General features: G+C 60.9%; 10 protein-coding genes. 3 read left to right on the top strand and 7 right to left on the bottom strand.

What is annotated here, in order from left to right; all coding sequences use genetic code 11:
* Positions 1-163: 163 nt before the first annotated feature.
* From ET418_RS02990 to ET418_RS02960, 7 genes are all read right to left on the bottom strand, one after another.
* Positions 164-655, bottom strand: coding sequence for a chemotaxis protein CheD (locus ET418_RS02990; protein ID WP_149306108.1), 492 nt, complete (start codon positions 653-655; stop codon positions 164-166).
* Between the two features lie 5 nt (positions 656-660).
* Complete coding sequence (locus ET418_RS02985) at positions 661-1,551, bottom strand: sensor histidine kinase (protein WP_149306107.1); 891 nt, start codon at positions 1,549-1,551, stop codon at positions 661-663.
* A gap of 13 nt (positions 1,552-1,564) precedes the next feature.
* Positions 1,565-3,118, bottom strand: a complete 1,554-nt coding sequence (locus ET418_RS02980; RefSeq protein WP_149306106.1) for a 4Fe-4S binding protein — start codon at positions 3,116-3,118, stop codon at positions 1,565-1,567.
* Between the two features lie 129 nt (positions 3,119-3,247).
* Positions 3,248-4,072, bottom strand: coding sequence for a nitroreductase family protein (locus ET418_RS02975; protein WP_149306105.1), 825 nt, complete (start codon positions 4,070-4,072; stop codon positions 3,248-3,250).
* 54 nt (positions 4,073-4,126) lie between these two features.
* Positions 4,127-5,011, bottom strand: coding sequence for a DUF362 domain-containing protein (locus ET418_RS02970; protein WP_149306104.1), 885 nt, complete (start codon positions 5,009-5,011; stop codon positions 4,127-4,129).
* A gap of 103 nt (positions 5,012-5,114) precedes the next feature.
* Entirely contained in the window at positions 5,115-6,107 is a 993-nt protein-coding gene (locus ET418_RS02965; RefSeq protein WP_149306103.1) for an ROK family protein, read from the bottom strand.
* Entirely contained in the window at positions 6,104-6,601 is a 498-nt protein-coding gene (locus ET418_RS02960) for an HIT family protein (protein WP_149306102.1), read from the bottom strand. Before ET418_RS02960 ends, ET418_RS02965 begins: the two co-directional genes overlap by 4 nt.
* A 219-nt stretch (positions 6,602-6,820) precedes the next feature.
* On the opposite strand from ET418_RS02960, the gene ET418_RS02955 reads away from it, so the two are divergent.
* From ET418_RS02955 to ET418_RS02945, 3 genes are all read left to right on the top strand, one after another.
* Positions 6,821-9,079 (top strand): NADP-dependent malic enzyme, encoded by a 2,259-nt coding sequence (locus tag ET418_RS02955; protein ID WP_149306101.1) that lies wholly within the window; start codon positions 6,821-6,823, stop codon positions 9,077-9,079.
* A 241-nt stretch (positions 9,080-9,320) separates the two neighbouring features.
* Positions 9,321-10,529, top strand: coding sequence for a type II secretion system F family protein (locus ET418_RS02950; protein WP_149306100.1), 1,209 nt, complete (start codon positions 9,321-9,323; stop codon positions 10,527-10,529).
* An 8-nt stretch (positions 10,530-10,537) separates the two neighbouring features.
* Positions 10,538-12,256 (top strand): GspE/PulE family protein, encoded by a 1,719-nt coding sequence (locus ET418_RS02945; protein WP_149306099.1) that lies wholly within the window; start codon positions 10,538-10,540, stop codon positions 12,254-12,256.
* Positions 12,257-12,266: the final 10 nt, after the last annotated feature.

The raw sequence follows: 12,266 nt of genomic DNA, 5'->3' as shown, positions 1-12,266 counted from the left end.
GCATAATAGCTAAAAAAGGTCGTAACGTCAATCCGTTCATTGGCTGGACAGGCGAGTATCCCGTGCGGTTTTTTCGGACCGGCCGTACGGGGCACTGAGGGAATAATACCAGACAAATCCACGGAGTTCGAGTGTTAACTCAAAAAAATGCCGGTATCAGCGGCTATGGCGCCTGGGCGGCAACCCTGTGTTTGCCCACCCATACGACGCCGGTGCCGGTTTGCATGACGATCTTGCGCCCCAGGCGCCCGCCCACATCCCAGGCTTTGATCGGTATGGCGTATTCGTCCAGCAGTTGATTGGCCAGGATGACGTTGCGGTCGCCGATCATGAATATCTCGTTACCGTTGCCGGTGCCATTGACGTTTGCCCCACCGAAAATCTTGGCCACGAGATGCTTTTTCACGCACCCGAGAGCCAACATCTTGTGCAGGAGTTTCTCCATGGCGATATTGCCGTACCGGGGTGTTGCCAGGCCCTCGCCGTTCCAGAGTGGCAGCATGAAGTGATTCATGCCCCCCACGTGGGTCACGGTGTCCCACAGGCAGACCGAAACGCACGACCCCAGCACGGTGCTGATCTGGTAATCGCGCGCGTCGGCAAAGAGGGTGCCGGGGAACAGAAAATGCCTGTTTGTGGACTCTTCCTTATTCATCGGTCCTATTTTTCACTGATGTCGTCGAACAAAAACAGGTTGCCCCCTTCGGCAAAGGTGGTGAGGGGGGCGTCACCGGCAGGGGGCGGGAGCGTGAGCCTGAACAGCGCCCCCTGGCCGTAGGTGCTTTCCAGGTCAATGGTCCCCTGCAAGAGGTCGGCCAGCGCCTTGACGATGCTGAGCCCCAGTCCCTGTCCCAGGTGGGAGCGGGTCGTGCCGGTTTCAAGCTGAGTGAAGCGGTCGAAGATGCGTTTCTGGTCTTCCTCGGCGATGCCCGCTCCAAAGTCACGTACCCCGACGACCAGACTGCCGTCCGGGGCGAGGTTCAGGGATATCTGGACGCGTCCACCCTCACGACTGTATTCGACCGCATTGGCCACCAGATTGGAGAGGATGATCTGCACCTTTTCCGCATCGGTGTCGAACAGCAGGGAGTCTGATTCCGGGGACGGCTCCAGTTCGATCGCCACGGACTTGCGGGCCGCGTGGTGCCGGAACGATTCCGCCGCATCCCGCGCCACCGCGGCAACGTTCACCCTGCTCAGGTGGGGGTCGATCTCCCCCGCCTCCAGCTCGGCGGCCATGAAGATGTTGCGGAGCTGGAAATCCAGGTTGGTGGCCTCCGAGCAGATCATGGACGCCAGCGGGGCAACCTCGCCTCCCGCCGGGCCAAGGGCCCCGATCTGCCCCGCCAGCCCGACGATGGCATTGAGCGGATTGTTGATCTCGTTGCGGATGTTGGAGAGGAAGTTGCTCTTCAACGCCTCGGATTGTTCCAGCCGCCGGTTCATCTCCACCAGTTTGCGATTTACCACGTTCAGATCCGAAAAGGTCTTGCGGCTCCGGGCAAAGCGGTTGCTCAATTCCTGGATAAGCTCGTCGTCCGTCAGATTCATGGTAGACTCCCCCTCACTGATATCCCAGCCCCGACCCTGCCTCCGCCTCGCCTCCGGGGGACTCGGCGATGGGCGTCCGGTTTGTTACCGCGAAGACCTCGATGCCCGCCTTTGTCTCCAGGGGACAGACGTTCTCGCAGATGCCGCATCCGTTGCAGATCTCCTCCACCACATAGGGCTCCTTGACCTTTTTGCGAACGCCGTCCAGCCCCAGAACCTCCACCTCCCGCGTGCGGATGGCCTTGGACGGGATGGGGCAGTGTTCCTCGCAGACCATACAATCGATACGTTTGGCGAACGGCAGGCAGTGGTTCTTATCGAACACCGCCTTGCCGATCACCTCACGCTGCTTGATGCTCGCCGGTAGTTTGGGGATGGCCCCGGTGGGGCAGACCTGACCGCACAGGGTGCAGTTGTATTCGCAGTATCCCAGGCGCGGGACGACCAACGGCGTATAGATGCCCTCCATGCCGGCCTGCCAGGCGGCCGGGTAGAGGGCGTTCTTCAGGCAGACCTTCATACATTCGCCGCACCGGACGCATTTGTTCAGAAATTCGTCCTCGTTGCGCACGCCGGGGGGGCGCAACAGGCGCAGGCCCTTTTCGGGCGGGCGGAAGCGCGCCGGGATGGCCAGCAACAGACCGGTCGCCATGCTCCCCAACAGGACCCGCCGCTCCGGGAGAAGCGGTCCGGCACCCGTGCGCCCGGGGGTGAGGCGGAACGAGATGCGCTGGTGGGGGCAGTGCAGTTGGCACTCCATGCAGAGGATGCACTCCTCCTTGGCCAGCAGGTCCCGGTCAAAGGTGGTCGGGCAGAGTTCGCGGCATTTGCCGCAATCGCTGCACAGGCCGACGGGGATGCGTTTGAAGAGGGAAAAACGCCCCAGCCACCCCAGTAGGGTGCCCAGGGGACAGAGGTTCCGGCACCAGTTGCGCTCCTCAAACTGCTCCAGGGCGATGATCGCCAGGAGAGCCAGGGCCGAAAAGGCGGCCAGGGGATAGAGGGTCTCGCGGAACGGGAGCAGATAGGTGTGCAGCAGTTCGTAGGCCGGAGCGACGGCGTCGCGCCGTTCACCCAGCAGGCGGTAGAGTCCGACCCACCCCTCCCGAGCCCCAAGCCCCAGAAGCGGATAGAGAAAGAAGGTCACCCCCCGCAGGAGGATGGCCATGGGGTCCAGCAGACCGGCCAGATTCAGGTTGAACAGGGCCGCGGCCAGGATCGGCAGCAAAAGCCAATATTTCAGGTTCCCCTTGAGGACGGCGATCGGCCGGCGTGTGCGTTTTTTGGGCGTCACCAGATCGAGGACGGTCCCCAACGGGCAGATCCAGCCGCAGAAAAAACGCCCCAGAAGGAGCGTTGCCACCACCATCAGCAGGGCCGGCAGCAGGAGCCAGGACCAGGTTTTTGCGGCCAAAAGGTAGCTGAAAAGCACCAGGGGGTCGGCCCGGAAAAAGGCGTTCACCGCGGCGTTGATCTCGTCGTGGCCGCGGTACTCGGTCTGGACGAACAAAATAAGGAACAGGGCCAGGAAGGCTAACTGGCTGATACGGGCGGAGGTCGGTTTCATGTCGTCACCTTGTCGGGGATGAAAAATCTGTGCGGGGAACCGTCTGCGGCGTTGCAGGGGGACACGCATCGTGTTCGATACATTTCTGCCGGGTGCCCGGTCGTTCTCCGGGCGCTTTTCAGAACCCGGTCATGACCGCCATGCGACGGTAAGCGGATTACGTTTCGGCGGGCGCTGGTAGCGCAGCAGCGGATAGCCGAGCATCATGGCATGGACCGGCAGATGGTCCGCCGGCAGGTCCAGCGCCCGCTGCAGCGGTTCCCACCGGGCTGCCGCCATTTGGAAAAAACCGGCCCAGCAGGTGCCGAGGCCGAAGGAAGGGGCGGCGATCTCAAGGTGGGCAAGGGCGATGATGGCGTCGGTCCCGGCCACGAGGGACTCCCGGTGGCCGTATGCCACGACGAGATGGGGTGCCTTGCGGCAGACCGGGTCGTTCCCCTTGTCCCACGAGCGGATGATCCCCTCGAAGTTGAAATAGGCGTTGATCGGCGCGTCGGAAACCATGACGGTCCGCATCCAGTCAACCGCCAGGCCGGTCAAGCGCCGCACCTCGCCGGTGTTGTGGATGACCAGCCAGCGTATGGACTGGCTGTTGCCGCTGGTGGGGGCGTAACGCACAATATCCAGGAGCCGTTCTATGGTGTCGCGATCCACCGGGGTGTCCAGGTAATTACGCACCGATCTTCTCATGCGCAGATAGGCCGCCAAGCGTTCCGGAGCAATCTCGGCCTCGCCGGTTTCGTACACGGCCGGATCGAGGCGCGCATCCTCGATCTCCACCGCGGCGCTCGGGCAGACCGCCACGCAGTGGCCGCAGATGATGCAGCGGGTCGCCCCGTCCGCCACGTAACGCGGCTGTTCCCCTTCGGGAAGCCTGATGATGCCCAGAGGGCAGGCGGTGGCGCACAGGCCGCAACGGGTGCATCTCTGGCTGTTGATGGCGAGTTTTGACATGCGTTGCTCCCTCTGTGGTTTCCCGGAAAGGGTGACGGCTCGATCCGTCGGGCGTCAGGCCCGCACGACCTTGATCCGCCCCAGGTCCATCTCGCCCAGGCCCCTCTTGTGTGCGGTGGCAATAACCGGGATGTCGGCCGGTTTGAGGCCGAACAGGGTGGTGGCGAAGGCGTCTGCGGCCACGATGTCGGTGGATGCGATCACCTTGTTGAGCACCTTGACGTCGGCCAGGCTCCCCCCCTGCGGCCCATGGGCGGTCAGGATGCGGGTGGCGTCGATGACCGTCAGGTGGCTTCTTACGCGGGCGTTGACATCCGCCAGCGCCACGTCGAGGTTGCGATGGATGTAACCCCGGTTGCCTCCCATGATGCCCATGATGTTCTTGAGGCCCATGGTAACTTTGGAAAGACCGTGGTGCTTGGCGATCGGCACGTTGATGAAGACATTGGCCGAAAGCACTTCGTCGTACAGCTCCCATTCCTTGAGAAACCGGCCGTTCAGGGTCACCTTTTTGAAACGCTCCTGCTCGATCTGCTTGCACTCCACGTTCCGCATCCCCTTGAGCGCTCCTTCTATACCACTGTTGACGTAGCAGCGCCGCGAATCGTTACAGGTATAATCGAATACCTTGACCTTTTTTGCTCCGGCGGCCAGGCATTCCTCGACCAGCGCCCGTACCACCTGGGGATGGGTGTTGGCGGCGAACTCGGTCGAGCGGTCCCACCCCATGTTGGGTTTGACCACCACCACGTCGCCGGCCTTGACGAAGCGCCGCATGCCGCCGATGGCGTTGACCGCCTTGCGGGTTATGGCCCTGTAATCCTTGCCTTCGGCCACCGCGACCACCGACTGCTCCTTTGCCGCCAGGGCTTCCTTGACCAGGCTGGGGGTAAAGAGGGAAACTGCGGTGGCTGTCTTGAGAAACGCGCGTCTATCCATGGGGAAACTCCTGTTGAATGTATGGTTGATGGTGCGTGGAGAAACATTGTACGCCAGCATGCACAATTTTCAAGTATGCAAAAGTGGCGATGGTGGGAAAACGCTATGGCGCCTGGAGTGACGGACCATCATCCTCGGTGCGGGGAGGGGGCGGGACATGGAGGCGCTCTTCCGCCAGGGCCGCTCCACCCAGGAGGCCGGCGTCGTCCCCCAACTCGGTCTTGAGGATGGCAAGCCCATCGTAAATATGGGGGAAGCAGCGCTGGGACAGTTCCGCCCGGAGGCCCGGCAGCAGCAGGTCGAAGCTGGCGGCCACGCCGCCACCCACGATGACCGCCTCCAGGTTCAGGGTGTTGGAGAGGCTTCCCAGGGCGATACCGAGCCATCTTCCCAGCCGTTCGAAGGCGGTCCGGGCCCCAGCCACCCCCTGGCGCGCCAGGGCAGCCACGGCCTCCGCGCCCGGCTCCGGGGGCGCAGGGGCGAGCAGGCCCGCCGGGATCAACTCGCGGGCCGCACGTACCACGGCGCCCCCCGAACAGTACTGTTCCAGGCACCCCCGGTTGCCGCAGGGGCAGGGGAGGCCCTGCGGGTCCACGGTGACATGACCGAACTCGGCAGCAAAACCGTTTGCGCCGGTCCAGAGCCTGTTGTCCAGGATCAGCCCGCTCCCCAGGCCGGTCCCGATGGTGACCACCAGGAACGACGACAGCCCCTTGCCGGCGCCAAAACGCTGTTCGCCCAGGGCGATGATGTTGGCGTCATTGCCGCAGGCGGCCGGAAGACCGGTGCGCTCTTCCAGAAAGGAGCCAAGATTCAAGCCCTCCAGGGGGCGCATGTTGACCGACGAATGGATCAGGCCATCCCGCCCGATCAGCCCGGGCACCCCGGCACCGATGGCGTGCACCCGTATGCCGCGTCGGGCGGCCTCTTCACGCAATTCGTCGATACTGGCCAGGAGGCGGGAGCAGAAACGGTCCCGTCCCGTTTCGATCCCGCTGGTGCTGCGCCGCTGTTCAACGATTGCGCCCGATGCCGTGACCAGGGCGCTGCGCAGGTTGGTTCCGCCGATATCGATGCCGATGACGGCCGTTTTCATCCCTTCGCTACTCCCGCCCTGATGGCTTCCGCCAGGTGGTCGTAGGTTTCCAGGAGCCCTTCGGGGATGACGCGCACATCCCCCACGACCGACATGAAGTTGGTGTCGCCATTCCAGCGCGGCACGATATGGACGTGCATATGGTCCTCGATGCCGGCCCCGCCCGCCTTGCCCAGGTTGATGCCCATATTGAAGCCCTGGGGATTGGCAACGGCCTTCAACAGGTTGTGGGCCCGGCGTATGCACTGCATGAGGTCCAGCATCTCCGCATCGGAGAGGTCGTTCATGTCGGACACGTGCCGGGCGGGGGCCGCCATCAGGTGCCCGCCGGAATAGGGGTAGCGATTCATCATGATCAGGGAATGTTCGCTTCGGGCCAGCACCAGCCGTTCCCGATCGGCGTTTTCCTCCCAGGCCTTGCAGAAGATACATCCTTCCTGGGGGACGGCGTTATTGATATACGTCATCCTCCAGGGTGCCCAGATCCGTTCCATGCCGGTTCCTCCTTTGTGCGCGGTTTTCGGATTGTAGCAGTACAAACGCGCGAGGCAAATCATTAGTTATAAATATAATATTTTTTTATCCGCGTATATTAACTTCTTGACAAATACGGTGTTTTAGGGATATGGTTTTTTTAATTTAAGTAAAAGATATTGCTAATATAGGTGGTATTAAACCCCTGTTTTTTATTGTAACTAAATTCGGAGGGCGGAATGGCCAAAATTACCGGTGCACTGGAATATCATTCGAGCGGCAGAAAAGGCAAGATTGAGGTTATATCTTCGAAACCATGTTTGACGTCGCGGGACCTGTCGTTGGCATACTCGCCCGGTGTTGCCGAACCCTGCCTCGAGATCGAAAAAAATCCCGAAGATGCCTACCAGTACACGGCCAAGGGGAATCTGGTGGCCGTTGTCTCCAACGGTACGGCGGTGTTGGGGCTGGGCAATATCGGCGCCCTGGCGGGCAAGCCGGTCATGGAGGGGAAAGGGGTTCTCTTTAAGCGTTTTGCCGATATCGACGTGTTCGACATCGAGTTGAACAGCGAGAACCCGGACGAGATCATCCGCGCCTGTCAGCTCCTGGAGCCGACCTTCGGCGGCATCAACCTGGAGGATATCAAGGCCCCCGAGTGCTTTTACATCGAGGAAGAGTTGAAGAAGACCATGAATATCCCGGTCTTCCACGACGACCAGCACGGCACCGCCATCATCTCCTCCGCGGCCCTGATCAACGCCCTGGAACTGATCGGCAAGAAGATCGAGGAGATCAGGATTGTGGTAAACGGCGCGGGCGCATCGGCCATTGCCTGCGCCAATCTGGCCATCTCCCTGGGGGTGAAGCGGGAAAACCTGATCATGTGCGACACCAAGGGGGTGATCTACCGGGGGCGCGTCGAAGGGATGAACAAGTACAAAGAGCGCTTTGCCGCCGATACGCCGCTGCGTACCCTGGAAGAGGCGGCAAGCGGAGCCGATGTGCTCTTCGGTCTTTCCTCCAAGGGGGCGTTTACCCAGGAGATGGTGCGCAAGATGGCCGCCAATCCGATCATCTTCGCCCTGGCCAATCCCGACCCCGAGATCACCCCGGAAGATGCCCGGGCGGTGCGGGGCGATGTCCTGATCGCCACCGGGCGTTCCGACTACCCCAACCAGGTCAATAACGTGCTCGGTTTCCCCTTTATCTTCCGCGGCGCCCTGGATGTACGCGCCACGACCATCAACGAGGAGATGAAAAAGGCTGCTGTCTTCGCCCTGGCGGGATTGGCCCGGGAGGAATGCCCCGATTCGGTTTGCCGGGCCTACGGCAACGTCAAGTTCTCCTTCGGCCGCGACTACATCATTCCCAAGCCGTTCGATCCCCGGGCCCTGCTGCGGGTGGCGCCGGCAATCGCCAGGGCCGCCATGGATTCGGGCGTTGCCCGGCAGCCGATTGCGGACATGGACAAGTATGTGGAACAGTTGGAGTCGCTGCAGGGCAAGGCCAAAGAGACCATGCGCCTGATCATCAACAAGGCCAAGAGCGACCCCAAGCGGATCGTCTTCCCCGAGGGGGATAACGAGAAGATCCTCCGCGCCGCCCAGATCCTGATCGAGGAGGGGATCGCGAAGCCGATCCTCATCGGCAACCGGGACAAGATCGACGCCAAGATGGAGGAGTTGGGTCTCGATTTGAACGGCAGCGTGCAGATCATCGATCCTGCCAACTGTGATCAGGCGGATGACTACGCCCAGGAACTCTTCAGGCTGCGGCAGCGGAAGGGGTTGACCCTTACCGAGGCCCGGCGGATCCTGACCCGTAAGTCGCGCACCCATTTCGGCTGCATGATGGTGCGCCAGGGGGATGCGGATACGCTGCTCTCGGGCATCGATACCCATTATCCCGAAACCATCCGTCCGGCCCTGGAGGTGATCGGCAAGCAGCCCGGCCTCTCCAGTGTGCACGGCCTCTATATGATGGTGTTCAAGAAGCGGATCTTCCTCTTGGCCGATACCACGGTCTGCATCGAGCCGACCGCCGAGGAGCTGGCCGAAACCGCCATCCTTGCCGCGGAAAAGGCCCAGATGCTCGATATCGATCCGACGATCGCCATGCTTTCTTTCTCCAACTTCGGGTCGGTCCAGCATCCCCAGGCTCTCAAGGTGAAAAAGGCGACGGAGATCGTCAAGGAAAAGGCGCCGGGGCTTGTCATCGATGGCGAGATGCAGTCGGACACCGCCGTGGTCACGGAGATCCTGCAAAAAAGCTTCCCCTTCGCCAGCCTGAAGGAGGCGGCCAATATCCTTATTTTCCCGGACCTGAACTCGGGGAATATCTGCTACAAGCTTCTGCATCACCTGGGGGAAGCCGAGGCCATCGGGCCGATCCTGATGGGCATGAAGAAACCGGTTCATGTCCTGCAACGGGGCGATGACGTGGACGATATCGTGAACATGGCGGCCATTGCCGTGGTGGACGCCCAGATATCCTGAGGCAATTGCGGAATTACACGCACATGGCGGGGTGTCAAAGAGCTGCGGAACGCCTTGGCGGCGGCGCACGGTCGGGGTAGCCGAGGCATAACTGCGTGGTATGTCTTGGCTACCTTGTTTCATCCCCCCATCATGACGTTTATGCAAGGCCCCGACAGGGCTTGGACACAAAAACCACCGGCCATCAGCCGGTGGTTTTTGTGTTTGAATTTAAGGTGCGATGTGATATTTTAACGCAGTTATGGCGATTTATACCTGTAAACTCGGTGCATCCGACGGCAATGTAGTGTTTCGCGATATCGAGGCGGACGAGCCGTCTGCATTGCGTAATAGCCTGGAAGATCAGGGTTTTTTTGTTTTCGAGGTCAAGAAAAAACCGTTACAGTTTCTCTTTGAAAAGGGACTGAAGCGCCGTCGCATCGATAATCGTTCCCTGCTGACCCTGAACCAGGAGATGCTCGTCCTGATCAAGGCCGGAATGCCGATCATGCAGGTGCTTGATGCGATTCTGGAACGGCACGAGGCGGGCAAGCTCAACGAGATCCTGCTCCAGGTGCGTGAAGACGTAAAGGGGGGGGCAGCGCTTTCGGCCGCCCTGGACAAACACGGCCAGGCCTTCCCGCAACTGTACATTGCCTCCATCCGGGCCGGAGAGAGGACCGGAGACCTGCTCCGCACGATTCGGCGGTATATCCAATATCTCAAGCGGGTTGACGATATTCGCAAGAAGGTCATCGCGGCGCTGTTTTACCCATCCATACTCATTGTTTTCGCATTCATAGCCATCACTCTGCTCCTGCTGTACGTGGTGCCCACCTTCAGTCAGGTCTACGCCGACTCCGGTTCCCAGTTGCCGGCGCCAACCCTGATGCTGATCGGCTTTACCGCGTTTCTCCGACACTTCGCCCCGCTGGGGGTGCTGTTGGCGATCGGCTCGGTTTACGCGTACCGCACCTGGGTCGCTACTGAGTCCGGGCGCTACACGGTCGATCGCTTCAAGCTGACGATCCCGCTGGCGGGCGACGTGTTCACCAAGTATTCGGTGGCCGGTTTCACCCGCACCCTGGCGACGGTGCTCGGCAGCGGCATACCGATCATCGAGTCGCTCCGCATGTGCATCGGGACCCTCAATAATCGTTACATGGAAAAGCGTCTCTTCGAAACGGTCAGGTTCATCGAGGAGGGGGGGCGGCTTTCCACCGCCCTGGAGCGGATCAATATCATGCCTCCCCTGGCACTGCGCATGCTGGGGGTGGGAGAGGCGACCGGTGCCTTGGAGGATATGCTGGTTGACATTTCCGACTATCTGGAGGAAGAGTTGGAGGAACGCATGCGCGTCCTCACAACCGCCATTGAACCCGCCATCATGCTTGTTGTCGGCGTGGTGATCGGCATCATCATCGTTGCCATGTACCTGCCGATATTCAAGATCGCAGGCACGGTAGGCTAGGAGCGGCAATGCAGTCGTATCGGCGGAAAAAAATCGGCACGATCCTTATCGAACGCGGTGCGCTCGCAGCGGATCAACTGCCGGTCGTGCTCGATAAATTGACTACCAGCAAGCTACGTTTCGGGGAAATCTGCATCCAGGAGGGGCTGATCAGCGACGACGACCTGGCCCATGCCCTGGCCGAGCAGTTCAATCTGGAATACGTCGATCTGGCCAGCTTCAAGCCGGATGAGGAGTTGCTCAATTCGTTGCCGCCCGATGCCCTCTACCGTTTCCGCTTTGTGCCGTTGGAAATGACCGAGGACTTCATGGTGGTGGCCGTTGCCGACCCCACGGACGTGGTGAAGCTCGATGAGCTCGAACTCCTGTTCGACCGTCCCCTGCAGCTCCGCATTGCCGCTGAGTCTGCCGTCGCAATCCTTGCCAAGGCGGGGGAGGGGACGCGCCGGGTGCTTCGCGAGGTCTCGGAAGACTTCATGCTGCAACTGGTCAAGGAGACCGACCGGGGCGAAGAGGTCCTGTCGGTGGAGAGCATCTCCGAAGACACGAGCCCGATCATCAAACTGGTCAACAGCACCATTCTTGACGCCCTTAACCGCCGGGCCAGCGATATTCACATCGAGACCGGCCACGACGGCGTCGAGATAAAGTACCGCATCGACGGCGTCCTTTACCGGGCCAATGACCCCATCGACCTGCATTTCCAGGGACCGATCATTTCGCGTCTCAAGGTCATGAGCGAACTGGATATCTCCGAGCGGCGCATCCCGCAGGATGGACGCTTCAAGATCCGTTTCAGCGAAAAGTCCATCGACTTTCGCGTCTCCATCATGCCGAGCGCCCTGGGGGAGGATGCGGTTATCCGTATCCTGGATAAGGAGAGCATCGCCAGCGACATGAAAGGGCTGTCCCTGGAAAATCTCGGGGTATGCGAGCGGGAGATCAAACGGCTGCGCAGAAAGATTCGCGAACCGTACGGCATGGTACTGGTGACCGGCCCCACCGGTTCGGGCAAGACCACCACCCTGTATGCGGCCCTGACCGAGATTCATACGGGCGAGGACAAGATCATCACCATCGAGGACCCCGTGGAGTACATGCTGCGCGGCGTGCTCCAGATTCCGGTCAACGAGAAGAAGGGGCTCACCTTTGCCAAGGGGCTGCGCTCCATCCTGCGTCACGACCCGGACAAGATCATGGTCGGCGAGATCCGGGATTCGGAAACCGCCCAGATCGCCGTGCAATCCGCGTTGACCGGCCACCTGGTTTTCACCACGGTGCACGCCAACAACGCCTTTGACGTAATCGGCCGTTTCATCCACATGGGGATAGATCCCTACAACTTCGTCTCCTGTCTCAACTGTGTCATGGCGCAGCGCTTGGTGCGGCGGGTCTGCATGAAATGCCGCCGGCCGGTCAGGTACACCGACGACGAGTTGCGTGAGGCAAGGGTCGACCCGGAGTGCACGCGTGATGCCGTCCTGTACGAGGCGGTGGGGTGCGAGGAGTGCAGCGGGACCGGGTACCGGGGACGCACTGCCATTGTGGAGCTTCTTGAATTCAATGATGAGATCAGGGACCTGATCATCGCCCGGGTACCGGCAACCCAACTCAAGCAGGCCGCCCACGCAGCAGGGGTGGTTTTTCTGCGGGAGGCCGCCGTTGAAAAGCTTCTTGCCGGAGAAACGACGCTCAAGGAAGTCAACCGCGTTACTTTCGTGGAATGATGGGGATGAA

Source organism: Oryzomonas rubra, from assembly GCF_008369015.1.
Lineage (GTDB): Bacteria > Desulfobacterota > Desulfuromonadia > Geobacterales > Pseudopelobacteraceae > Oryzomonas > Oryzomonas japonica.
The sequence above is the reverse complement of the archived record's forward strand: the minus strand, read 5'-3'. Positions and strand labels throughout refer to the sequence as shown.